Annotated in this window: 23 protein-coding genes and 1 pseudogene; 17 read left to right on the plus strand and 7 right to left on the minus strand. The window is 72.4% G+C overall.

Annotated features, from left to right (window positions below):
• Nucleotides 1-17: 17 nt before the first annotated feature.
• The gene (locus tag ZF1_RS12745) at nucleotides 18-1,388 is read right to left on the minus strand and encodes an SLC13 family permease (RefSeq protein ID WP_482637342.1); all 1,371 of its coding nucleotides are present in this window, start codon (nucleotides 1,386-1,388) and stop codon (nucleotides 18-20) included.
• A gap of 164 nt (nucleotides 1,389-1,552) precedes the next feature.
• Here ZF1_RS12745 and ZF1_RS12750 point away from each other — a divergent pair, with 164 nt between their 5' ends.
• The 4 genes from ZF1_RS12750 (at nucleotide 1,553) to ZF1_RS12765 (ending at nucleotide 7,153) form a co-directional block, all read left to right on the plus strand.
• Nucleotides 1,553-3,247: a thiamine pyrophosphate-binding protein gene (locus ZF1_RS12750; protein WP_482637343.1), complete on the plus strand. Its 1,695-nt coding sequence runs from the start codon at nucleotides 1,553-1,555 to the stop codon at nucleotides 3,245-3,247.
• 7 nt (nucleotides 3,248-3,254) lie between these two features.
• On the plus strand, nucleotides 3,255-3,767 hold the full coding sequence (locus ZF1_RS12755; protein WP_482637344.1) for a hypothetical protein: 513 nt from the start codon (nucleotides 3,255-3,257) through the stop codon (nucleotides 3,765-3,767).
• 170 nt (nucleotides 3,768-3,937) lie between these two features.
• Nucleotides 3,938-4,936: a substrate-binding domain-containing protein gene (locus ZF1_RS12760; protein ID WP_482637345.1), complete on the plus strand. Its 999-nt coding sequence runs from the start codon at nucleotides 3,938-3,940 to the stop codon at nucleotides 4,934-4,936.
• A 1,035-nt stretch (nucleotides 4,937-5,971) separates the two neighbouring features.
• A complete protein-coding gene (locus ZF1_RS12765; RefSeq protein ID WP_482637346.1) occupies nucleotides 5,972-7,153 on the plus strand; it encodes a DUF418 domain-containing protein in 1,182 nt (393 codons plus the stop codon).
• 103 nt (nucleotides 7,154-7,256) lie between these two features.
• On the opposite strand, the gene ZF1_RS12770 is transcribed toward ZF1_RS12765, so the two are convergent.
• Both ZF1_RS12770 and ZF1_RS12775 read right to left on the minus strand, forming a co-directional pair.
• The gene (locus tag ZF1_RS12770; RefSeq protein ID WP_482637347.1) at nucleotides 7,257-7,649 is read right to left on the minus strand and encodes a hypothetical protein; all 393 of its coding nucleotides are present in this window, start codon (nucleotides 7,647-7,649) and stop codon (nucleotides 7,257-7,259) included.
• Between the two features lie 311 nt (nucleotides 7,650-7,960).
• On the minus strand, nucleotides 7,961-8,134 hold the full coding sequence (locus tag ZF1_RS12775) for a hypothetical protein (protein ID WP_482637348.1): 174 nt from the start codon (nucleotides 8,132-8,134) through the stop codon (nucleotides 7,961-7,963).
• Nucleotides 8,135-8,570: 436 nt separating this feature from the next.
• On the opposite strand from ZF1_RS12775, the gene ZF1_RS12780 reads away from it, so the two are divergent.
• Nucleotides 8,571-8,924 (plus strand): STAS domain-containing protein, encoded by a 354-nt coding sequence (locus ZF1_RS12780; RefSeq protein ID WP_405417445.1) that lies wholly within the window; start codon nucleotides 8,571-8,573, stop codon nucleotides 8,922-8,924.
• Between the two features lie 41 nt (nucleotides 8,925-8,965).
• Here ZF1_RS12780 and ZF1_RS12785 read toward each other — a convergent pair whose 3' ends face one another.
• The gene (locus tag ZF1_RS12785; protein WP_482637349.1) at nucleotides 8,966-9,583 is read right to left on the minus strand and encodes a diguanylate cyclase; all 618 of its coding nucleotides are present in this window, start codon (nucleotides 9,581-9,583) and stop codon (nucleotides 8,966-8,968) included.
• Between the two features lie 126 nt (nucleotides 9,584-9,709).
• Here ZF1_RS12785 and ZF1_RS12790 point away from each other — a divergent pair, with 126 nt between their 5' ends.
• Nucleotides 9,710-10,255 carry an alpha/beta hydrolase fold domain-containing protein gene (locus ZF1_RS12790; protein WP_476654863.1) on the plus strand — a complete coding sequence of 182 codons (546 nt, stop codon included), beginning with the start codon at nucleotides 9,710-9,712 and terminating at the stop codon, nucleotides 10,253-10,255.
• A 16-nt stretch (nucleotides 10,256-10,271) separates the two neighbouring features.
• Here ZF1_RS12790 and ZF1_RS12795 read toward each other — a convergent pair whose 3' ends face one another.
• Nucleotides 10,272-11,120 carry a helix-turn-helix domain-containing GNAT family N-acetyltransferase gene (locus tag ZF1_RS12795; protein WP_482637350.1) on the minus strand — a complete coding sequence of 283 codons (849 nt, stop codon included), beginning with the start codon at nucleotides 11,118-11,120 and terminating at the stop codon, nucleotides 10,272-10,274.
• A gap of 92 nt (nucleotides 11,121-11,212) precedes the next feature.
• Between ZF1_RS12795 and ZF1_RS12800 the strand changes: the two genes are divergently transcribed.
• The 8 genes from ZF1_RS12800 (at nucleotide 11,213) to ZF1_RS12835 (ending at nucleotide 17,431) form a co-directional block, all read left to right on the plus strand.
• Nucleotides 11,213-12,556 carry an FAD-dependent oxidoreductase gene (locus ZF1_RS12800; protein WP_482637351.1) on the plus strand — a complete coding sequence of 448 codons (1,344 nt, stop codon included), beginning with the start codon at nucleotides 11,213-11,215 and terminating at the stop codon, nucleotides 12,554-12,556.
• 59 nt (nucleotides 12,557-12,615) lie between these two features.
• A complete protein-coding gene (locus ZF1_RS12805; RefSeq protein WP_482637352.1) occupies nucleotides 12,616-13,815 on the plus strand; it encodes an MFS transporter in 1,200 nt (399 codons plus the stop codon).
• Between the two features lie 69 nt (nucleotides 13,816-13,884).
• Nucleotides 13,885-14,256, plus strand: a complete 372-nt coding sequence (locus ZF1_RS12810) for an ArsR/SmtB family transcription factor (RefSeq protein ID WP_405417441.1) — start codon at nucleotides 13,885-13,887, stop codon at nucleotides 14,254-14,256.
• Nucleotides 14,257-14,271: 15 nt separating this feature from the next.
• On the plus strand, nucleotides 14,272-15,366 hold the full coding sequence (gene arsB, locus ZF1_RS12815; protein ID WP_476654553.1) for an ACR3 family arsenite efflux transporter: 1,095 nt from the start codon (nucleotides 14,272-14,274) through the stop codon (nucleotides 15,364-15,366).
• A gap of 47 nt (nucleotides 15,367-15,413) precedes the next feature.
• Nucleotides 15,414-16,067: an arsenate reductase ArsC gene (locus tag ZF1_RS12820; RefSeq protein ID WP_346104994.1), complete on the plus strand. Its 654-nt coding sequence runs from the start codon at nucleotides 15,414-15,416 to the stop codon at nucleotides 16,065-16,067.
• Nucleotides 16,068-16,110: 43 nt separating this feature from the next.
• Nucleotides 16,111-16,539: an arsenate reductase ArsC gene (locus tag ZF1_RS12825; RefSeq protein ID WP_405417438.1), complete on the plus strand. Its 429-nt coding sequence runs from the start codon at nucleotides 16,111-16,113 to the stop codon at nucleotides 16,537-16,539.
• Nucleotides 16,536-16,958 carry an arsenate-mycothiol transferase ArsC gene (locus tag ZF1_RS12830; RefSeq protein WP_482637353.1) on the plus strand — a complete coding sequence of 141 codons (423 nt, stop codon included), beginning with the start codon at nucleotides 16,536-16,538 and terminating at the stop codon, nucleotides 16,956-16,958. Before ZF1_RS12825 ends, ZF1_RS12830 begins: the two co-directional genes overlap by 4 nt.
• A gap of 194 nt (nucleotides 16,959-17,152) precedes the next feature.
• Nucleotides 17,153-17,431: a hypothetical protein gene (locus tag ZF1_RS12835; protein ID WP_482637354.1), complete on the plus strand. Its 279-nt coding sequence runs from the start codon at nucleotides 17,153-17,155 to the stop codon at nucleotides 17,429-17,431.
• Here the strand turns inward: ZF1_RS12835 and ZF1_RS12840 are convergent.
• A complete protein-coding gene (locus ZF1_RS12840) occupies nucleotides 17,424-17,894 on the minus strand; it encodes a hypothetical protein (RefSeq protein WP_482637355.1) in 471 nt (156 codons plus the stop codon). The genes ZF1_RS12835 and ZF1_RS12840 overlap by 8 nt on opposite strands.
• 486 nt (nucleotides 17,895-18,380) lie before the next feature.
• Between ZF1_RS12840 and ZF1_RS12845 the strand changes: the two genes are divergently transcribed.
• From ZF1_RS12845 to ZF1_RS12855, 3 genes and pseudogenes are all read left to right on the plus strand, one after another.
• On the plus strand, nucleotides 18,381-19,019 hold the full coding sequence (locus ZF1_RS12845; RefSeq protein WP_482637356.1) for a TetR/AcrR family transcriptional regulator: 639 nt from the start codon (nucleotides 18,381-18,383) through the stop codon (nucleotides 19,017-19,019).
• Between the two features lie 331 nt (nucleotides 19,020-19,350).
• Entirely contained in the window at nucleotides 19,351-20,343 is a 993-nt protein-coding gene (locus ZF1_RS12850; RefSeq protein WP_482637357.1) for an iron-siderophore ABC transporter substrate-binding protein, read from the plus strand.
• Between the two features lie 253 nt (nucleotides 20,344-20,596).
• Nucleotides 20,597-21,124: pseudogene (locus tag ZF1_RS12855) on the plus strand (alpha/beta fold hydrolase); the annotation flags it as partial.
• Here the strand turns inward: ZF1_RS12855 and ZF1_RS12860 are convergent.
• Nucleotides 21,111-22,133 (minus strand): ABC transporter substrate-binding protein, encoded by a 1,023-nt coding sequence (locus tag ZF1_RS12860; protein WP_482637358.1) that lies wholly within the window; start codon nucleotides 22,131-22,133, stop codon nucleotides 21,111-21,113. The pseudogene ZF1_RS12855 and the gene ZF1_RS12860 sit on opposite strands and share 14 nt — an antisense overlap.
• Nucleotides 22,134-22,228: the final 95 nt, after the last annotated feature.

Here is a 22,228-nt window from a genome sequence, read left to right on the forward strand (position 1 = left end):
TGTCTCCCCGGGTCGGCTCAGCTCGTGGGCAGGACGAACAGGAGCCACGTGATCACCGGTGCCGTCACCACCATCCCCGCGCCCCAGCCGAGCATCGTGCGGAACAGCGGCCGCCGCTCCTGCTCCGGCGCGGTGGCCAGGGTCAGTGCTCCGACCGAGGAGAAGGGGGTGGAGTCGACGACGGTCGCGGAGATCGACAGCGCGATGATCATTCCGGTCACACCGACCTCGCCCTGGACGAGGAACGGCACCGCGAGCGGGATGAGGACTCCCAGCAGGCCGGCGCTGGAGCCGAACGCGGACGTGAACGCGCCCACCAGGCAGAGCAGGTACGCGGTGAGCAGCGGCGCACCCAGCGCGGCGATCCCGCCGCCGATCACGTCGACCGTGCCGTAGCGCTGCAGTGCCCCGACGAAGGTCACGATGCCGCAGATGAGCAGCACCACCGACCACACGATCCGCTTGTCGGCCAGCTGGAAACGGGACGGGAACGTCAGGTGCAGCAGCGCCGCCGCGATCAGGGCCAGGAAGCCGATCTCCAGGTCGAGGACGAGGGCACCGACGGCGACGGCGACGATGACGACGAGCGTCACCATCTGGTCCAGGCGCAGCCGGGTGCGATCCGGGACGTCGAGGGACGGCTTCGTGGAGGTCGTGCCCGAGGCCGCCCCACCGGGCCCGGCATCGACCGCTCTGCTCGTCGCGTCGCCATCGGCCACATGTGTCCCGGCACTGCCCGCGCGGACGAGCGCGGCGGCGCTCGTCGCCTGCTCGTGACGTCGGCGCAGCAGGTCGCGACCGCCGAAGCAGAGGTAGATCACGACGGCCAGCATGATGTTGTACGCCGCGTTGCCGAGGAAGAGTTCGGCGGCGGAGACCTGGAGTCCGTTGTTCTCGGCGGTCTGGCGGACGATGACCGCAAGGCCGTTGAGCGGCGAGAAGTTCCCGAGGCACGAGCCGTGCATGACCATCAACGCCGCCATCCGGCGGTCGATCCCGTAGCGCTCACCCAGGCGCATGCACAGCGGGGCCAGCATGGCGACGCCTGCCGGGCCGAGTGCGCCCGCGGTGGTCGGGATCGCGGAGAAGACGAAGATCAGCCACGGGACGAGGACGGGGCGGTCGCCCACCAGTTCGATGGCTCGATCGACCAGCCACTCCAGGGTCCCGTTCACCGCGGCCAGGCCGAACAGGTAGGTCACCCCGACCAGCAGGACGAACAGATCGGGGGGGAATCCCGCGATCGCCTCGTCGGGGCTCTCGCCGACGACGAGGGTGCCGACGAGGAATGTCGCGATCAGTGCGAGTGCGCCGATGTTGACCGGTCGGACTGTGCCCACGATGAACACGAGTACGAGGGCCACGACGCCGATGACGTGGATGGACACGGCTCTCCCGCCGACGGTGGGTCGCGCGGCGACCGGGACGGCACGGTCCCGCCCTTCGGGGTTGTTCGCCGCAGGAAGGAAACTTCCTCTGTGATGCAGAAGGACTTTCTGCCAAACTCTCGACTGTGTCAATACACACGGGAAGCCCGGCAACAGGGGGATCCATGGAGATCGAGGACGGGGCCACGGCTCGGACGGGGGCGGACCTCGTCGTCGAGTGCCTGGCCGCAGAGGGGGTCGACCTGGTCGCCGGGGTGCCGGGGACGACGGTCATGGACCTGATCGACAGTCTGGCCCGCCAGCAGGCCGTCCGGTTCGTCTCGACCCGTCACGAGCAGGTGGCGGGGTTCCTGGCCGATGGTGTGTCCCGGTCCGGTGCGGGGGTCGGGGTCTGTCTCGTCTCCCGTGGCCCTGGAGCGGCCAACGCCGCGATCGCCGTGCAGAACGCCTACGACGAGTCGGTGCCGCTGGTGCTGCTGGTCGGGCAGGTGTCTGCCGGGGTCGTGGAGCGCCGCGCGTTCGAGGAGTCCGACGTCGTCGCCACGTTCCGGCCGATGAGCAAGTGGGCCGTCGAGATCCATCAGGCGGAACGGGTACCGGAGCTGCTGCAACGTGCCGTCCGCACGGCCGTCGGTGGCCGCCCGGGACCTGTCGTGGTGTCGCTGCCGCTGGACGTGTTGCAGGACGTCGTGGACGACGCTGTCCGCCCGGCCGTGCGCTCACGGACCCACCCGCCGGGCCCGGCTCCCGCGGCGGTGCGGGACGCGGCCGCGCTCCTGCGCGCCGCAGAGCGCCCCGTGGTGCTGGTCGGCGGTGGTGGTGGCGGGGACCCGGCCGCCGTGCTCGAGCTCGCCGACCGGCTCGGAGCTCCGCTGCTCACGACATGGCTGCGGCAGGGCTCCGTCCCGCACGACCATCCCGCGTTCCTCGGTGCGCTGGGCTACGGCGCGCACTCGGTGACCGAGGACGTGGTCCGCGACGCCGACGTACTGGTCGCGCTGGGCTGCCGGTTCTCCGAGTTCACGACCAAGCGGTGGACCCTGGTGTCGTCGGACACCCGGCTGGTCCACGTCGACGTCGACCCGGAGGAGCTCGGGCGGGTGTACCTGCCGGAGGTGGGCATCGTGGCCGACGTCGCGCTCGCCGCCCGGGCGCTGACCGAGGCTGTGGACGGGACCGCACCGGACCTGGCCGCGCGCCGCGCCGATCGCCGCAGTGCTCTGCGGGAGTCGTACGAACGGGCGTCCTCCCTCTCCTCGCCCGCGCTGGCCGACGACGATCCCGCCGGGGGCGTGAGCAGTGCGGCCGCGGTGTCCGCCCTGCAAGGGATCGCCGACACCGACGGCGTCCTGCTCGTGCAGGACGCGCCCAGCTTCGGCCCGTGGAGCCACCGCTACCTGCGCCTGCACCGCCCCGGGTCGTTCTTCGGCTCCGCGGGCGGGGCGATGGCGTGGGGCCTTCCCGCCGCGATGGGGCTGGCGCTGGCCCGCCCCGGCCAGCGCGTGGTCGCGGTCAGCGGGGACGGCAGCTTCTGGATGGTCGCCCAGGACTTCGAGACCTGTGTCCGGGAGTCGATCCCGGTCGTCAACGTCGTGATGAACAACAGCGCCTACGGCAACACCCGCGACCGGCAGCGGGCGGCGCATGCTGGGCGCTATCTCGGGGTCTTCTACGGCAATCCCGACCTGGCCGAATTCGCCCGGTCCCTGGGCGGTTACGGCGTACGGGTGACGGCCGACGACGAGCTCGGCCCGGCGCTGGAGAAGGCCCTGGCCCAGGACGGCCCGGCGATCGTGGACGTCGTCCAGGACCAGATGTATGGGCTGCCGCCCGGGCTGCTGCCCCCGGCAGCCCGCTGAGTCCGCCGTGTCGGAGAGGCTGCGGCTCCCGGTGACGGTGTCGGCCACCCGCCGGCCTCTGCCCGGGCGTCACGAGCAGCTCCACGCCTGGGCGGCGGAGCTCGGCGCCGAGGCTTCCCGCGTCCTCGGCCACCTGGACTCGCAGGTCGAGCGCCACGACGACGGTGCCGTCACGGTCGCGTTGGTCTTCGACAGCGCGGCCACGCTCGCCGTCTGGGAGGCGAGCGCCTCGCGGGCCCGGTGCCTGGCTGCCGCCGACCTGCTCACCGACGGGGCACCGGCCCCGGTCACCGTCGGCCGGGCGCAGCCTTCCGGTGCGCCGCCCCGGTGGCGGACGGCCGTGGTGGTCTGGGCCGGCTTGTTCCCGTTCTCTTTGCTGTTCACCGCCACCGCCGGCCCGGTCGTGACGACGTTGCCGGTGCTCGCCCAGTCCCTGGTCACCAGCATGGTGCTCGTCCCGCTGGCGGTGTACGTCGGCATTCCGCTGGTCAACGCGATGCTCCGTCGGTGCGGTCGTTGACCCGCCCTCCCGGCTGTGCTCACCGACTCCGGCAGTCGCACGAACGACGGCGACGAGCCCGACCCGGATCCGCCCCCCCCGAAGGAGCTGAACATGATCTGCGAGGAAGACATGACCTGCGAGACGAGCGGGCGACGCGCCGCGGGGCGCCCCGGACCCGGAGGTCCCCGATGAGCCGCGTCCCGCTCACCCTGGCCTGCTGGGACTACGACCGGACCCGCGCGCTGGCCGACGGCACCGTCCGGCCCGACGGCGTCGACCTCACCTATCTGAGCCTCCCGGTCGAGGAGACCTTCTTCAGGATGCTCCGGCACCGGGAGTTCGACGCAGCAGAGATGTCACTGGGGTCCTATGCGACCGCAGTCGCGGCCGCACCGGACGCCGGCGGTCTGATCGCGATCCCGGCGTTCCCCTCGCGATCGTTTCGGCACCACGGCATCTACGTGAACGGCGACAGTGGGATCGAGAACCCGTCGGACCTGGTCGGCTGCACGGTCGGCGTGCCCGAGTACCAGCTGACGGCCGTGGTGTGGATCCGCGGGATCCTGGCCGACCGGCACGATGTCCCGGTGGCGTCGGTGCGGTACCGGACCGGTGGCATGCACTCTCCGGGCCGGGTCGAGAAGCAGGCCCTGGACCTGCCGCCGGAGATCGACGTGGCACCCATCGCTCCGGACCGGACGCTGGTGGACATGCTCGTCACCGGTGAGATCGACGCGCTCTACGCGCCCCGCACGCCACGCCCGATGCTCGAGGGCCGGCCCGAGGTACGACGCCTGTTCGCCGACCCCCGCGCGGTCGAGGAGCAGTACGCCCGGGACACCGGAATCTTCCCGATCATGCACACCGTGGTCCTGCGGCGGGACGTCTACGAGGCGCGGCCCTGGCTGGCCGGTTCCCTGCTCAGTGCGTTCGAGCAGGCCAAGTCGCTCTCGATGGCGCGCATGGCGGAAACGGCGGCGAACCCCTACGCCGTCCCCTGGCTCTACGACGAGGTCGAGCGGATCCGAACGCTGCTGGGCCGGGACTTCTGGCCCTACGGCCTCGATGCGAACCGCCGGACGCTGGACGTTTTCCTTCGCTACGCATACGAGCAGGGCCTGACCGACCGCCAGCTCGCCCCCGCTGAGCTCTTCGCGCCCGAGACACACGAGGCCTACGTCATCTGAACTGCGTGGCCGCTTCGTGGAGGCCATCGAGCAGACGACCGGTGTGGAGCCACCGCTCGGGTAGGTCCGTTCAGCCCGGGCGCCGGCAGGGTGAAGTCGGCCAGCACGCCGCGGACGCCCCAGGGACGGAGGACGGTCAGCGCCGCATGGGCCAGTGCTGTCGGGGTAGAGGACGTCGACGAGGCGGTCACGTGTCGCGCCCGCGGCCGGTCGACCGTCCTGAGGAGTACCGGAAGCACGACGGGGACGGCACGGGTGTGGGGGAGCCCCGCGCGGTGTGGGGTGCGGTTCAGCCCTCGAGGTGGTGCCCACCGGACCTCGGCGGGCATGGTGCATGCCGTGTCGGGCTGTCCTCGACGGCTCGCGTGGGCGAGGGCTCTCTGCCCGGACGTCCGCCGTGGCGCTCAGTCGAACGCTGACGCGGTACCGCAGGAGGGACGCGAGATGGAGGGGCCATGCGCGATCCGTACTGGGTCTCTCTCAGCGCTGCGCTCGGGCTGGCCGGCAGCACCCGCTACGCCATCGGATTGGACACGAGTTCACATCCGCGAGCGGGTCGGCTGAGATCCGGTGTGTTCCTACTCCGTGGCCTGGTCGACCACGGCGGCCTGGAGCGTGACTACGCCCGTACCGCACCTGTCTCGACCTACCTGTTCTCCGATCCCCAGCACCACCCCGAGCGGTGAGACGGTGTCCCGCCCGACCGCGGCCCACGGCTCCGACGTCGTAGGCACCCTTGCCCTCGCCGGCCAACCGTCCACACTGGCACCCGGCCGGCAACAGCTGGACGTGCAGATGATCGCCTACTGGGCCTTCGCCCGCACCGGCGACCCGAACGGGCCCGTGCCTCCCCGGCATGGCCGGCCACCACCCCGACCTTCGTCCCGGCGCTCGAACGGACCGCGGCACCGGGACCCGGGCCGGTGTGCCGATGACAGGTGGGTCGAAGAGCGAACGACGTTCCTCCCTTCGTAGGGGCGTGGTCCTCCGCCGGAACGATGCGCAGAATCGGATGAGATCAATACCGTGCGTCCCATGTCGCGAACCCGTCGGACCGCGGTCGGTGGGGTCTCCCCGACACCGGATTCGGAGCGCCTCCTGGCGCCGGATCTGGCGCGGGGGGTGATGCTGCTGCTCATCGCCCTCGCCCACTCCCGGATGCTGCACGCGGGCGGGAACCTGCTCGCCAGACCTGCCGGTGGCGGCCCGGTGGACGTCGCCGTGCAGTGGCTCCTGACCTCCGTCGTCGACGGGCGGGCCGCGCCCCTGTTCGGGCTCCTGTTCGGCTACGGCCTCGTACAGATGACCCGGCGCCAGACCGGCCCGGGCGGGGACCCCGCGAACGCGCGGCGGCTGATCCGGCGGCGCGGTGCCTGGCTGGTCGTGTTCGGCATCGCCCACGTCGTCCTGCTCTACAGCGGTGACATCATCGGTTCCTACGGCGTGTTCGCCCTGCTGTTCGCCGGTGTGGTGACCTGGTCGGGCCGTCGGCTGTGGACGGTGTTCGTGGTCACGCTCGTGTTCGGGGTCGCGTCTGCTACTGCCCTGCAACAGTTCGCCGCGGACGCTCCGCTGGCCGTCGGGGCGACCCTGCTCGACAGCGCGGTGCTGCGCGCGTCTGCCCTCGTGGTGCTGCCCCTCGCCGGGTTGAGCGTCGCGCCCGCGGTACTGATCGGGGTCTTGGCCGGCCGGATGCGGCTGCTCGAGCAACCCGACCGCTACCGGCGTCTCCTGACCCGGGTCGTGCTGGTCGGTTTCCCGGTGGCGGTGCTGGGCGCGCAGCCGGTCGCGCTGCAGGCGGTGGGTGTGTGGGCCCCGGACTCGGTCGTGGCCGGTGTGCTGGCCGAGGCGACGTTCGCGGCGACCGGTGTCGCCGGGGGGCTGGCCTTCACGGCCGCGATCGCGCTCGTGGCGGACCGCCTCGGCCGGCGGCGCGGACCGGTCACGAACGCGTTGGCCGCCTGCGGTCGCCGGTCGATGACGTTCTACATCGCGCAGTCGCCGGTGTGGTTCGTCGCCACCGAGCCGGCGTTGCTCGACCTCGGCGGCCGGCTCGGCGCCGCCGCGGCTGCCGCGGTCGCCGTCGCCACCTGGATGGCCACCGTGGTCGTCGCCGCTGCTCTGGATCGCGCGGGCCGGCGGGGGCCGGCCGAGGCCCTGCTGCGCCGCCTCACCTACGGCGCCGGGCGAACTGCTCCACGCCCGGCGACTGCCTGACCACGTGCGCAGGGCGCGTCAGCAGCCCTGCGTGTTCCGGAGCTGCAGGCGGTACGAGTCCGCACCGCGACGCGGAGCGGACGGCGGGTGGCGGCGCGTGCGCTCAGGCCCCACCGGAGCGCAGCGTCCGGAGGTAGCGAGCTTCGCTCGGCGGCACGCCAGGCACCCTGACGACGCGCCCGTCGGTCAGCTCGAGCCGCACCACCTCGTCCCCGGGGCGTGGGTCGAGTACCGCTGCCACCCGGCACCAGGGCAGGGCCGTGCCCGACAGTACGAACCGGATGCCCCTGTCGGAGACGACCGCCACCGGCACCAGCCACAGCGCTGCGATGATCACCACGGTGATCGGCGCGAGCACCAGCCATGCCGACGTGTTCTGCAGGATCGACAGGTAGATGCCGACCGCCAGGGGTGCCCCGACGAGCATCGTGAACCAGCTGCGGGTATATCGCGCGCCCCAGTACGTCCTGCGGCCGGGATTCGGCTTGTCTTCCATCGTCGCCTACCGCCGGGTACCTGCGGCCGAGGTCGGTTCCGGCAGACATCCCGAACGCGGCGGACCGGACAGTCGCACCACAGCCGGAGGACGGTCCATGTCGTGATCCCGGGTCGCGCTCCGATGCAGGCCGGCGTTGTACCGACGCGAGAGGCGGTCTCGTGTCGCCCGAGCACCGCAGGCGCGGGCGTCGGACCGGCCGGGCGGCGTGCTGACGGGCTCGCCCCCCGTGGGCTTCCGGCTCCTGGTCCACATCGTGGTCCTGTACCCGCGACAGCGGGGAGTATCGCCGAGACCGGCGGTGCATCCGGTCACCGGGCGCCGGTCGAGTTGCCGGGGCGCGGCAGGAACCGGTGGTGCAGCGGGGCGGCCCCAGCGCCGTCCTGGCTCCATGGCAACGGAATACCGTCGCGGTCGCCGCCGGGCTCGGCCGGCCGCTGGTCAGCCTTGTTGTCGGAGGTGACGACGGTGGGATCCGTGGTCACTGTTCCGCTGGTGGCCGCTGCCGAGGCGGCGCGGCGGGCGAGAAGTCCCACGGCGGACGGACATGGAGGATCGGGTTCCGGGCCCTCGGCTACGTTCGCGCAGGGTGCGGCTCGGCGGCACCGCGTGTGCGGCGCGGTAGCAGGCCCGCGAACCGCGACGGGTCACCGAAGACCCACCTCGTGGCGATCTCGCCACCCGTCACGGTCGCGGGTTGCGGCGGGGCGGAATCCGGGTGGTCCTGGGCTCGTGCCGTGAGGTGTGGGCCGCGACGATTCGGGTAGCTGCACGGCACCGGGTTGAGTACAAGCTCGCCGTTCCGCCCGGAGCGCTCCGCGCGCGACGGACCTGTGCTGGGAGCCGACCATGGAGAATCTCGGATCTGCGACCCCCGGCGGTCGTACCTCACCGCCCCGACCGGGCGCGGAGCGACCGTTCGTGACCCACCCTCATGACGGCACGACGGTCATCCGGACACGGGGCCATCTCGACTCGGCCTCCGGTGGCCGGTTGTTGCGCCTCCTCGATGCGGAGATCGAGATGGCCCGGACCGGTCACCGACGGCTCGACGTCGTCGTCATCGACGTGTCGGCGTCGGACACGATCAGCCGAGGCGGCCCCGAGGCGCTCGCGCACGCGCTTCATGCCTGTACCCGTCGTCGGATCGGCTTCGCCGTGGCCGGGACCTTCGACCTGCGTTTCCTGTCGCCCGCCGCGCAGCGGAGGTTGGCTGCGCTCACCTGGTACCCGACCGTCGAGGTCGCCATCACCTCCGCCACCGGGCGGAGGTGACGTTCCCGGCGGATGTCTGCCGACGCCGGGTCAGGCGCACTTCACCGGTTGCGGCCTGCGCGCTCGGCGGGGTGGTGCGCCGGGTCGGCCTCGGTCAGCAGGCGGGAGTGGTCGGCCCGCTGGTCGTCGGGGCGCGCACTCGCGACCCCGACGCTCATGCTCAGGGTGCCGCGGGCGGCCCTGTCGTGAATGACGGCGAGTGCCCCCACCGCGTGCCGGATCCGCGCCTCGACCCGGCTCGCGTCGGCGAGACCGGTGTGGGGGAGCAGCACGACGAACTCCTCGCCGCCGTAGCGGGCCGGCAGGTCGGTCGGGGTCCGTAGCGTCGACCGGATCGCTGCGGCGACCACGACGAGGACGCGGTCGCCAGCCGGGTGGCCGAAGCGGTCGTTGTAGGACTTGAACTCGTCGACGTCGAGAATCAACAGGGACAACGGCTCGCCGCGGACGCCCCTGGATTGTCCGGCTGTGGTGGGGTCCCGGTCGAGGCGGCGGCGGTTGGCCAGACCGGTCAGCCCGTCGGTGTCGGCGGCTCGGCGCAGATTCTCCAGGTCGTCGTGCCGGCGGCGGTCCGCTGTGGCGTCGCACCGGTCGAGGGCGGCCACGACCGCGAGGTTGGTGGCCATCACCAGGGCGAGGAACACCTGGGCGAGGATCATCGCCGTCTGCAGGCTCGGTGTCGCCGTGACGAACGGGCCGTGGCCGAGCCGGGTCAGCCCCGGGGTGACCGGGACGGCGACGAGCGCCCCCCCAGGGTGGCCCCCATGGCGCCATGGCGCACGGCCATGACGGTCAGCGGTACCGGAAGGAGGAGGGGGACGAGCAAGAGGACACGGACCTGTTCCTGTCACGCCCATCGGGGCCGTCGAGCCGCAGCGTTCACACCGCCCCCGCCCGCGCCGGGCGACCCGGTGCTGGGGATCGAGGGGCTGCGCCGGGCCGGGCGTTGGTATGCGGCGGGGACCGCCCTGGACGATCCCGAGGTCAGTCCCGTCGACGCCGACCTGCGTGGACTCGGCCGGATCGCCGCCTTCGTCGGCACCCGGGCCCTCCTCCTCGCTGACGCCGGGCGGCTACAGCGTGACGCCGAACGGGCGGGGCAGGAGATCGAGCTGCGCCGGTGTCCGGGCATGTGCCACAACTGGATCATGCATCCGCTGCCCGATGCCCGGGTCACGACTCGGACCGTCCGACGAGACCGGCGAGCGCGGCCCGGCCGAGCCCGTCCCGGCGTCGGTAAGTGGCGATCCGCCTACCCACCGAGTCGTCGGCCACGTGCTCGTTCTCCCATGAATCGCGTGATCGTCGCAGTGGATCTGACGGCCTTGTGACGGCGAATCTCGCTGGTCAGCTGCGGTGATCGGAGCGGCGTTCGAGGAATACGGTGTCCCGCCAACGACCGTCGTGCTGTCCGATGCGTTCGCGGACGCCGAGGGTGCGGTAGCCGGCAGCGCGGTGCAGAGCGAGGCTGACGCGGTTCTCGGGGAAGATCGAGGTCTGCAGGGTCCAGAGGCCGGCATCGTCCGCGGCGCAGACCTGCCGACGGATGAGTGCTCTGCCGACGCCGCGGCCCCGGAAGCCGTCGGCGACGTAGATCGAGGTCTCTCCGACGCCGCTGTAGACGGGCCGGGTCGAGACGGGGCGCACGGCGGTCCAGCCCACGACCTGGTCGTCGATCTCGGCGACCCAGCGGTGCTCGCGCAGCCAGCCGGCGTCGAGGTCGGTGCGGTCGGGCACGTCGGTCTCGAAGGTGGCGTGCCCGGTGGCGATGCCCTCGCCGTAGATCCGGAGCACCGGGTCCCAGTCGTCGTCGGTCATGGCGCGGACGGTGACGTCGTCGGGGATGTCGTCCGGGCAGCAGGGGCCGGGGGCGAGCAGGCCCATGACGGCGTCCGCGGCGTGAGGCAGGCCGGTACAGCAGTGCGGATTGACCGTGACCTGCGTGGTGGTGCCTTCCTTGCGCAGGATGACGAAGCCGGTGTCGGCCAGCTTGCGCAGGTGGTGCGAGCAGGTCGCCTGGCTGATGCCCACCAGCTCGGCGAGCCGGCCGACCGGGACCGGGTTCCCGGCCGTGGCGACGGCGTGCAGCAGACGCACCCGCACCGGCTCGGCGAGGCAGGCGAACCAGTGCGCGTAGGTGGTGGCGTCGTGCGCAGGGAGCTGTGCTGCCTGCGAGTCGGTGTGGAGCACGCTCATGAACCCAGTATCGACGACGATCGATGGTTGCATCCATTGATGTGGGTCGATACATTCGGCCGGATTAATCGATACGCATCGATGGAGGCGGGATGGACGAGAGTGCGGGGCTGCCGGTCGTGGTGATCGGTGCCGGCCCGGTCGGGTTGGCTGCGGCGGCCGAGCTGGCCGAACGTGGCGTGGAGCCGCTCGTCCTGGAGGCCGGGGCGAGCGCGGGAGCGTCGGTGCTGGAGTGGGGCCATGTCCGGCTGTTCTCACCGTGGGGCTGGCTGATCGACCCGGCCGCGGAGCGGCTGCTCGCCCCGACCGGGTGGGTGAGCCCGGATCCCGAGGCCTATCCGACCGGTGCGGAGTGGGTCGCGGGCTACCTTGCGCCGTTGGCCGCTGCTCTGGGGGAGCGAGTGCGGACCGGGGCTCGCGTGGTGGGAGTGACCCGCCGCGGCCGGGACCGGGTGGTCGACGCCGGTCGCGACAGCGAACCGTTGATCGTGCGGACCGCGGACGGACAGCGCATCGCGGCTCGAGCGGTGATCGACGCGTCGGGGACCTGGACGAGCCCGAATCCGCTCGGCGGTGACGGTCTGCCCGCGGTCGGTGAGGCGGAGGTCGCGCAGCGGGTGCGGGCCGTGATCCCGGACCTGACCGATGCCGCGCAGCGGGCCCGCTACGCCGGTCGGCACGTCGTCGTCGCGGGGTCGGGGCACTCGGCGTCGACCGCGTTGGCCGGCCTGGCGACGCTCGCCCGTGAGGAGCCGGGAACCCGGATCTCGTGGGTGCTGCGCCGGCCGGGCTTCGGTCAGGTGTTCGGCGGTGGCGAGGGTGATCAGCTTCCCGCTCGCGGGGCGCTCGGGGTTCGGGCGTCCGAGGCTGTCGGAGCCGGGCTGGTGGATCCGGTGTTCGGATTCCGCACCGAGCGGATCGAGCAGGTGGCCGACGGGACGGTGGTCCTGATCTCGGACGAGGCTCGCACGCTGTCCGGCGTGGACGAGGTGCTCGTGCTGACCGGGTTCCGGCCCGAGCTGGGCTGGTTGTCGGAGGTGCGGACCGAGCTGGATCCGACGCTGCAGGCGCCGGTCCGGCTGGCGCCGCTGATCGACCCGAACGTGCATTCCTGCGGAACCGTGTACCCGCACGGTGCCGCCGAGCTGGTGCACCCCGAACCGGGGTTCTACCTGGCGGGGATGAAGAGCTACGGGCGCGCGCCGACGTTCCTGGCCCGCACCGGCTACGAGCAGGTCCGATCGATCGCCGACGCCCTGATCGGTGATCACGAGGCTGCCGCACGCGTGGAGCTGGTGCTCAACGAGACCGGCGTCTGCGGGGGAGCGGGACTGTTCGACGCCGACGAGTCGGACGCCGCGACGGCATCGGGTAGCGGTTGTTGCGGTCCCGCCGTCCCTGTTCCGGACCCGGCCGGGGCGGCCTCCTCGTCGTGACCTCCGACGAGTCGACGACCCGGCCCGCTCGCCGTCGCGGTGGGCGGTCCGGCGGAGGGTTGACGTCCCGTGGCCGGTGGCGGGTCCTCGCGGTCCTGTGCGTCACCGAGATCACCAGCTGGGGGGTGCTCTACTACGCCTTCCCCGTGCTGGCGCCGTCGATCGCGGCCGACACCGGATGGTCCGTCCCGTCGGTCACCGCGGCGTTCTCCGCGGGGCTGGTGGTCTCCGCGCTGGTCGGGATCCCGGTCGGGCGTGTGCTGGACCGTCACGGTCCCCGCTGGGTGATGACCGCGGGCGCGGTCGTCGGCGTGCCGGCCACTCTCCTGATCGCCGCGGCCGGATCGTTGCCGGCCTTCGTGGCGGCGTGGCTGCTGGCCGGGACCGCGCAGGCGGCGACGTTCTACCCGCCGGCGTTCGCGGCCCTGACCCGGTGGTGGGGTTCGGACCGGGTTCGTGCGCTGACCGTGTTGACCCTGGTCGCGGGCTTGGCCAGCACCGTGTTCGCCCCGCTCACCGCGGCGTTGCTGGAGCGGTTCGGATGGCGGGAGACCTACGTGGTCCTCGCCGTCGTCCTCGGGGTCGTCACGATTCCGGCGCACCTGTTCGGGCTGCGCGGCTCGTGGCCCGAGCCGGTCGCCGATCCCGTCCACCACGGCGCCGCTCCGGCGGTCGTCGACGACGATCCGGCACGGATCCGGCACAGCAGGGCGTTCGGACTGCTGGTCGTGGTGGTCACTCTCGGCGGGTTCACCAGCTTCGCCGTCACGGTCAACCAGGTACCACTCCTGCTCGACCGCGGGATGTCGACCGATCTCGCCGCCTGGGCCCTGGGTCTGGGCGGACTCGGACAGGTCCTCGGCAGGCTCGGCTACGGCCCCCTCGTCCGGCGCAGCACCGTCCGTGGCCGCAGCATCGCCGTGATGGCCGCGCTCGGCACGACCACGATCCTGCTCGCCGTCCTGCCCGGGCCGGTGTGGGCACTGATCGCAGCAGCGATGCTCGCCGGCGCCGCCCGCGGGATCTTCACCCTCCTGCAGGCCACCGCGCTGTCGGACCGCTGGCACCCGCGCGCCTACGGCCGCCTCAACGGGATCCTGTCCGCACCCGTCATGATCGCCGTGGCGATCTCCCCCTGGGCGGGGAGCGCACTCGCGGGTCCGCTGGGCGGCTATCCCGAGGTGTTCGTCGTACTCGCCGGAGCCGCAGTGGTCGCCGCCGCTCTGGCCGGTGGGACCCTGCCGCGTCGAGGGGACTGACGGCGGCGACCCGGTCCGACCCCATCTGTTCACTTGACCCATGGATTCGATGCTGATCAAAATAGACGAGTGTCGAACCAGGAGCCGATCTGTCGCTCGGTGCTCGTGGAGCGCCCCCTCGACGAGTCGGAGTCGACCGAACTCGCACGAGTGTTCAAGGCACTCGGGGAACCGGTACGCCTGCGGCTGCTGTCGCTGATCGCCTCGCACGCGGGGGGCGAGGCGTGTGTGTGCGACCTGTCCGGCGTGTTCGAGGTGTCCGGCCCGACGATCTCGCACCACCTCAGGGTGCTGCGCGAGGCGGGTCTGATCACCGGGGAGCGCCGGGGGACCTGGATCTACTACCGCACGGTCCCGGCCGCTCTCGGTCGTCTCGCGGGCCTGCTCGGTCCCGCCGCCGACACCCACGCGGCCCCTGTATCCACCGCACCTGCGAACTGACGTACGAGGACTGACGTGACCACCCAGAACACCACCGACGACGGTGCCGCTGTCGTCGCCCGGCTGTCGACCCTGGACCGCTTCCTGCCGGTCTGGATCATCGCGGCGATGGCGGCCGGCCTGTTGCTCGGCCGCCTGGTCCCCGGGCTCGCCCCGGCGCTGGACGCCCTGGCTGTCGACGGCGTCTCGTTGCCGATCGCGCTCGGCCTGCTGATCATGATGTACCCCGTGCTGGCGAAGGTCCGCTACGACCGCCTCGACACCGTCACCGGCGACCGCAGGCTGCTGCTGACCTCGCTGCTGCTGAACTGGGTCCTCGGCCCGGCGCTGATGTTCGCGCTGGCCTGGCTGATGCTGCCCGACCTGCCCGAGTACCGGACGGGTCTGATCATCGTCGGGCTCGCCCGGTGCATCGCCATGGTGATCATCTGGAACGACCTCGCCTGCGGTGACCGCGAAGCCGCCGCCGTGCTGGTCGCGCTGAACTCGGTGTTCCAGGTCGTCATGTTCGGCGTGCTGGGATGGTTCTACCTCTCGGTCCTGCCCGGATGGCTCGGCCTGCCGGTGACCGACCTCGACGTCTCCACGGGGGAGATCGTCACGTCCGTGCTGATCTTCCTCGGCATCCCGCTGCTCGCCGGTTACCTCACCCGCAAGCTGGGAGAGCGGGCCAAGGGGCGTGACTGGTACGAGGGGAAGTTCCTTCCCCGGATCGGGCCGTTCGCGCTGTACGGCCTGCTGTTCACGATCGTGCTGCTGTTCGCCCTGCAGGGCGAGGCCATCACCTCACAGCCCCTCGACGTGGCCCGCATCGCGCTGCCGCTGCTCGCCTACTTCGCCCTGATGTGGGCCGGCTCCTACGCTCTCGGGCGGGCCGTCGGCATGGGCTACGAGCGCACCACCACCCTCGCGTTCACCGCCGCCGGCAACAACTTCGAGCTCGCCATCGCCGTCGCCATCGGGGCGTTCGGCGTGACCTCCGGGCAGGCGCTCGCCGGCGTCGTCGGGCCGCTGATCGAGGTGCCGGTGCTGGTCGGGCTGGTCTACGTCTCCCTGTGGCTCCGCCGTCGCCTGTTCCCGGCACGGCCCGATGCGGTGTCCCGCACCTGACCCACCACGTCCACACCACGATCGCCCGTCGAGGAAGAAGGCCCGCCATGACCGGTCCGTGGCACCGCGACACCCTCTCGATCGACCAGCAGCTCGCCCTGACCACTGCGGCGACGAACCTGGCCCGGGAGTTCGACGACACGTTCGGCAGGGAGACCATCGAGCGGTTCCTGCACTCGTCCTACGGCGAGTTCGCCGGCCGCGCGGTCGTGCTGAACTTCCTGCCGCTGCTGGCCGAGCGCTTCGCACGCCAGCGGCTGCGGGCCCTGGCACGGGTCGAGGGCGATGGCGACGACGGACGACCGGTCGCGCTGTTCCTCTGCACCCACAACGCCGGCCGGTCACAGATGGCCCTCGGCTTCTTCACACACCTGACCGGGGACCGGGCCATCGGCTGGTCGGGCGGCTCGTCCCCTGCGCACACGGTCAACCCGGCCGCCGTGGCGGCCATGGCCGAGGTCGGCATCGACATCAGCTCCGAGTTCCCGAAACCGTGGACCGACGAGATCGTCCGGGCCGCCGACGCGGTGATCACGATGGGCTGTGGCGACGCCTGCCCCATCTTCCCCGGCCGCCGCTACGAGGACTGGGACATCGCCGACCCGGACGGTCTCGACCTCGACGCCGTCCGTCCGATCCGGGACGCCATCGAGCAGCGGGTCCGCCAACTCGTCGACGAGCTGCTGCCCGCCCCGGTCTGACATCGACCCCACCCCCGGACCACCGATCCCAGGAGAGCACCTGATGGCCCACGCCATCCCCGAAGTCCTGTTCGTCTGCGTCCACAACGCTGGCCGGTCCCAGATGGCCGCCGCCCTGCTGGACCACCACGCCGCCGGGACCGTCCGTGTCCGCTCCGCCGGCTCCGCTCCGGCCGAGAGCATCAACCCCGCGGTCCGCGAGGTCATGACCGAGATCGGTATCGACCTCGGCACCGAGATCCCGAAGCGCCTGACCACCGACGCCGTCGGCGCCGCCGACGTCGTGATCACCATGGGCTGCGGCGACGCGTGCCCGGTGTTCCCGGGCAAGCGCTACCTCGACTGGCAGCTCGACGATCCCGCCGGGAGGACGGTCGACGAGGTACGGCCGATCCGCGACGACATCGACGCCCGGGTCCGTGCGCTGCTGGGCGAGCTGACCGGTGGCACAGCGGGGGCGGGACCGTCGTGACCGCTATCCCTTCGGTCCTGTTCGTCTGCGTCCGCAACGGCGGCAAGTCCCGGATGGCTGCCGGCCTCATGCGGGCCGCTGCCCAGGACCGGGTCGAGGTCCACTCCGCCGGCACCAGCCCGGGCACTGCCGTCAACGCCCTGTCCGCGCAGGTACTGGACGAGTCCGGTGCGGACATCACCGGTGAGACGCCCACGCCGATCTATCCTGAGCTGCTCCAGCGCGTCGACCTCGTGGTCACCCTCGGCCGGGAGGCACACGTCGACGGCGGGGACACCGAGGTCCGCAACTGGGACACCGACGAGCCTTCGGCACGAGGGATCGAAGGACTCGAACGAATGCGCCTGATCCGCGACGACATCGCCGCTCGGGTCGACCTGCTGCTCGCCGAGCTGGCCGGTCCACCGCCGGGATCGTGAGGCCCGCTCATGCCGTTGTCGACGTTGCGGCCGGCGCGTGCACGCCCGCCACCGCGGGCCCGTCCGAACGCACGACGGTGCTGCGCATCGGCTGCGCCGACCGACCGTCGCCCTGCCCGACACCCTGTTGCGTCCGTGCCGCCCGGGGTCCGTTCGACGAGTGCGAGCAGCGTGCCCGGACCGGGCGCCGGACCGTGACCCGCCCGATGCACCACGGCAGGCACGGACCGGTCGCCCCGTCGTCGAGCAGCCCGAGCCTCTGTCGGACGGCCGAGCACGGCCGGGTCGACGACGGCGCCCGGCTCGGCCAGCACCACGTGCTCGAGCCACCACCGCCGGGACGACCGCCCGGCGCCGGCGGCCTGCAGCGTCAGGTCGATCCGGGCCGCGGCCGGCTGCACCCCACCCCGCCGATGCTGTGGTCGGCGACGACCGGGTCCTCGGTGGTGACCGTGCGGGATGCGGTCATGTGACGAGCTCGAATCCGTCGCCGGCGACGACCCGCCCGTTGACCTGGAGATCGACGACGTGGGTGCCGGGGTGGTAGCGGCGGGTTGTGACCTCGCGGACGGGGTGACGCTTCTCCAGCACGCGGCTCTCGCCGGGCCCGAGCTCGACCGCGGCGAGCTTGAACACCTTGGGCAGGGTCCGCCCGTTGCCCCGCACGTGGTGCACCACGTGGTCGACGGCGACGGTGTGCGCCCGCCGGTCGGTGTTGCGGATCTCGGCGCGCAGGGTGACCGACTCGCCGAGCCGGATGGTGACCGGGCTGAGCACCAGCCGGTCGGCCCGGACGTGCTCCCCACCGGTGACGCCGGACAGGGCGAGCGCCCGCTGGTCCCCGTTCTTCACCAGCACGCGCAGTGCGTGCCTGCTGATCCACGCGGTCTCGGGGGTCGGACTCTCCACCGCCCAGCGCTCCAGCACGTCCAGCACGGCGTCCGGGTGGTCGCGGGCGATGTCGTTGAGGTTAGGCGGGCCGCCCCGCCGTCGAAGTGTCGCTTCAGGCCGTACTCCGTCATGGACGTACTCACTCTCCGGGGTCGCTCGTCCTTTCGGTCGGCTCTGCTCCTGTCGTGCGGTGTCCCCGTCGCCGACCCAGTAGCGGCTGCGGGCGAACGGGAACCGCGGGAGGTCTGACATTCCGGGGCCGGGCCGCCGGGTCGACCTCGGGATCGGTGGTGTCGGACGGGCCGTCGTGTGCGGCGATCTGCAGCTCCGGATGGTCCCGCAGCAGCCGGCGACGGTCGCCCGGTCGGACTGCACGACGGCCGTCGAGCCGTTCGCGGGTACCGGCGCGCTGCTCACGAGGCGCGACGGTGGTCATGACAGGACTCCTCGGGGAGATCGACGTACCATCGGTACGTTCGAGAAGGCCGTAGCACACTCACATACCGACGGTACATGAGTTCGGGAGGGTCCATGAGCGGAGTGCGGATCCGGCAACGGGAGCAGACGCGGAAGGCCCTGATCCGCGAGGCGCGGACGTTGTTCGCGCAGCGTGGCTACGGTGCGGTCGGACTGGCCGAGATCGTGGCCGCCGCGGGCGTCACCAAGGGCGCCCTCTACCACAGCTTCGACGGCAAGATCGGCCTGTTCCGCGAGGTCCTGGCCCAGGTCCAGGCGGAGGTGGCCGACCGGGTGTCCACGTCGGTCTCCTCCGACGCGGACCCCTGGACCTCGTTCGTCGCCGGCTGCCGGGCGTTCCTCTCGGTGTCCAACGTCCCGGAGCTGTCGCGGATCATGCTCATCGACGGGCCCGCCGTCCTCGGCTGGTCGGAGTGGCGCCGGCTGGACGAGCAGACCTCCGCGCGTCATCTGGCGGAGTCGCTGCAGCAGCTCGTCGACGACGGGGTGATCGTGTCCCAGCCCGTCGAGCCGCTGACCCGGCTGCTGTCCGGCGCGATGAACGAGTCCGCTCTGTGGCTGGCGGAGTCCGGGCGTGCGGGGGACGGGGCAGCCGTCTGGAACGCCTTCCACGGGCTGCTGTGTTCGCTCCGCGAGCGGCAGCCGCACGGGCGCGGTCGCGCCACGGCTGGTCAGACATCGGTGGTCCCGTAGTCGTCCGACGGCCCGGTGGCGTGGCGCGCGATCGGCTCGTTCGCCTCCGACGGTGTCGGACGGGCGCCTCCTGCGGACGTGGGGCCTGTCGCGTCCGTGCCGTGGTCTCACCGGGGAGGCCGCGGCACGACGTCGGCGTGCGCCTGCGTCCGGTAGGGGACGTCGGCGATCGAGGGTTGCGTGCGTGCCGACGGCCGGGCCCCGGGCTCCCGCATTCATGGGGCCACCGTCCTTCGGCCGCGTCCTCATCGGACCGTTGTGACGGGTGCAGCACAGCACGGGTGCCGCCAGGATCTTTCCCGGGGAATCCTTCCTGCGTAGCTTAAGAGGTATGCCTAACTTAAGTCGCCGGGTCTTCCTCGGTGCCGCCGTGTGCGGCGCACTGCTCTCCGGGACCGTCGCCTGCGGCAGCGAGCCCTCCGGCGCCCCCGACACCGCCCAGGGCTCGGTCACGGTCACCCACGCACTCGGCACCACGACGGTGCCGCCGGGCGTGGCGCGGATCGTGGCCCTCGGGCCCACCGGGGTCGACGTCGCGCTGGCCCTCGACGCACCCGTCGTCGGAGCATCCTCCAGTGGTAGCGAGTCCGGTCTCGCCCCGTGGACGTCGCAGGCCCAGGGGGCCTCGGACGTCCAGGTGCTCCCCGTGAGCGGCGAGGCCACCGAGGTGGACATCGAGCAGGTCGCGGCCCTGAAGCCGGACCTGATCTTCGCTCCGGGCTACTTCGCCCTGGAGAAGTCCTATCCGCAGCTCAGTGCCATCGCGCCGACGATCGGCTACCAGAAGGGTCCGGCCCAGGACACCTGGCAGGAGATGACGACGCAGCTCGCGACGGCGCTCGGCCGGCCGGCCGACGCCGAGCAGGTCATCGGCCGGGTGCAGACGAAGCTCGACGAGACGCGGGCGGCGCACCCGGCCCTGCAGGGCGCCACCTACACCTTCGGCTTCGTGCAGCCCGGCGCGGTGACCGCGCTGCGCGACCCGGACGACGCGATGAACTCGGTGCCCACGGCGCTGGGACTGTCGCTGTCGCCGCAGATCCTCGCGCTGCCGAAGGGGGAGTCGTTCGGCGTGCAGATCTCCTCCGAGCAGATCGCCTCGCTCGACGCGGACGCCCTCGTCCTGTTCGACGGCGGCGACGCGGAGGCACGCAGGACGCTCGAGCAGAACCCGCTGTTCGAGCGGCTGCCGGTGGTCCGGCGCGGGGCCGTCGTGAACTACGACTACGACGAGTTCATCGGGCTGCGGAACCCCTCCCCGCTGTCGATCCCGTGGATCGTCGATCGGATCGCCCCCCGCCTGTCGGAGGCCGTGTCCCGGTAGTCCGAGGAGTGGTCCCCGTCCGTCCACAGCGGCCGGCGCCGGTGTCCCGGTGCCGGCCGCCGTCGTGTGCGGAGCGTGGGTCTGCGGGCTCGGATCCCAACCGAACGGCGGCGACGGGGCCGGGGTCCGACGTGCCGCACGACGTCTCGCTGACGCTGAGTAGTTTCACCCGAAAGTGTGACAGCGTGCCCGGAGAAGGTCGCCGACCTGGGGATTCGGGCGGTGTGGGGTTTTTGGGTGATGTCACTCTCTAGGCGGGACGAGGATCGGCGTGCTGAAGTTAGCCTCGGCCCGGCCGGACCTGGTCTCCCGGGTCGTCGCGATGGCCGCGCACGCCCGGCTCGGCCCCGTGCAGCGGGCGGTCACCGCCGGCGAGATCGCGCTGGCCGACGCCGGGGTCGAGCTGCCCGAGGACTACCACGCCGCGGTGTCCGCGCTGCAGTACCTGTCGCCGGCGACCGTGCGCACCGACCGTGAGGCCCAGGACTGGCTGGACATCCTGGCGTTCGCCGGGGCCGGTGTGTCGAAGGGGCACCGGGCCCAGCTGCAGGTGTCGATGGCGCTGCGCGACCGGACCGAGGCCTACCGCGCGCTCGCCGTCCCGCTGCTGGTGCTCGCCTTCGCCGACGACGCGGCCATCCCGCCGCACCTGAGCCGCGAGGTCGCCGACGCCGTGCCCGGCGCCCGCTACGTCGAGATCGCCGACGCCGGGCACTACGGCTACCTCGAACGGCCGGACGAGGTGAACCGGGAGACGGTCGCGTTCCTCAGCGGCCGGTAGCGGGCGCGGCCGCCACCCGTTCCAGCGCGGGGCGGAGCCGGTCGAGCAGCCAGCCGGTGGACACCACGTTCGGTGCCTGCAGCGCGATCGCCTCGTCGAGGCCGATCGGGACGTACGTCGTGCGCGACAGCGCCCGCGCGACCACCGGGTCGCCCTCGAAGCGCCGCCGGTCGGCCGCGGTCGGGAAGCTCATGACGACCAGATCGGCCTCGGCCAGGCGCCCCGCCTCCTCGTAGGACAGCGCGACCGTGCCGGGGGCGACCCCGTCACCGGCGGGCGGGTCGGTGGCGAAGGTCGGCGGCAGACCCAGCCCGAGTGCGCGGGTCAGCGCCGTCGACTGGTTCGCCGGGTCGACGATGACCGGGATGACGTCCCCCCTCGCCTGCCCGACCAGCACCGACCGGCCGGCGAGACGGGGCAGCTCCGCCCGCAGTGCGGCGACGGCGCGGTCGGCCCGGGCGATGAGCTCCTCGGCCCGGTCCGGGACGCCGAGGGCCGCCCCGATCCGCCGGGCGTCGTCCTGCATCGTGGTGCCGAACAGCGTGTCGCGGTGGACGACGGTCGGGGCGATCGCGCTCAGGCGCTCGTAGGCGTCGCGGTCGGTCACGAGGTAGGACGACACGGCCAGGACGACGTCCGGGCGGTACGCCGCGATCCGCTCCAGCGGCAGCGGCTCCAGCTCGTCGATCGTCAGCACCCCGTCCGGGAACGGCGCGAGGTAGGGCGCCTGCGGCTGCGACTCCCCGGCGTTGCGCAGGCCGCCGACGACGTCCGCCCCGAGCTCGCGCGCGAGAGCGACGTCGGCCGCCCCCAGCGCGACGACGCGCTGCGGACGGGCCGGGATCGTCGTCGCCCCGAAGGCGTGCTCCAGCGTCAGCGGGAACCCGGCGTCGGGTTCCGCCGGACCGGGGCCGGGTGGCGTGCCGGTGCACCCGGCGACGAACAGCAGGGCCGCGGCGACGAGCGCGACGACCGACGAGCGGGCCGGGGAGACCGGTGGGGGACACACACCCCGACAGTCGTCCGCGGGCGGCTCCGGGTTCCGGGGAGCGGCGTCCCCCACACCCGTGGCGGTCCGGCGACCTCACGCGCAGACGCGCCCGG

The sequence above is a fragment of the Pseudonocardia sp. ZF1 genome (assembly GCF_056835605.1).

Excerpts from the sequence above, each read along its gene's own strand:
- ZF1_RS12750 (WP_482637343.1), top strand. The coding sequence starts at position 1,553 with ATGGAGATCGAGGACGGGGCCACGGCTCGGACGGGGGCGGACCTCGTC.
- ZF1_RS12760 (WP_482637345.1), top strand. The coding sequence starts at position 3,938 with ATGAGCCGCGTCCCGCTCACCCTGGCCTGCTGGGACTACGACCGGACC.
- ZF1_RS12765 (WP_482637346.1), top strand. The coding sequence starts at position 5,972 with ATGTCGCGAACCCGTCGGACCGCGGTCGGTGGGGTCTCCCCGACACCG.
- ZF1_RS12770 (WP_482637347.1), bottom strand. The coding sequence starts at position 7,649 with ATGGAAGACAAGCCGAATCCCGGCCGCAGGACGTACTGGGGCGCGCGA.
- ZF1_RS12785 (WP_482637349.1), bottom strand. The coding sequence starts at position 9,583 with ATGATCCTCGCCCAGGTGTTCCTCGCCCTGGTGATGGCCACCAACCTC.
- ZF1_RS12790 (WP_476654863.1), top strand. The coding sequence starts at position 9,710 with ATGACGGTCAGCGGTACCGGAAGGAGGAGGGGGACGAGCAAGAGGACA.
- ZF1_RS12795 (WP_482637350.1), bottom strand. The coding sequence starts at position 11,120 with ATGAGCGTGCTCCACACCGACTCGCAGGCAGCACAGCTCCCTGCGCAC.
- ZF1_RS12800 (WP_482637351.1), top strand. The coding sequence starts at position 11,213 with ATGGACGAGAGTGCGGGGCTGCCGGTCGTGGTGATCGGTGCCGGCCCG.
- ZF1_RS12820 (WP_346104994.1), top strand. The coding sequence starts at position 15,414 with ATGACCGGTCCGTGGCACCGCGACACCCTCTCGATCGACCAGCAGCTC.
- ZF1_RS12825 (WP_405417438.1), top strand. The coding sequence starts at position 16,111 with ATGGCCCACGCCATCCCCGAAGTCCTGTTCGTCTGCGTCCACAACGCT.
- ZF1_RS12845 (WP_482637356.1), top strand. The coding sequence starts at position 18,381 with ATGAGCGGAGTGCGGATCCGGCAACGGGAGCAGACGCGGAAGGCCCTG.
- ZF1_RS12850 (WP_482637357.1), top strand. The coding sequence starts at position 19,351 with ATGCCTAACTTAAGTCGCCGGGTCTTCCTCGGTGCCGCCGTGTGCGGC.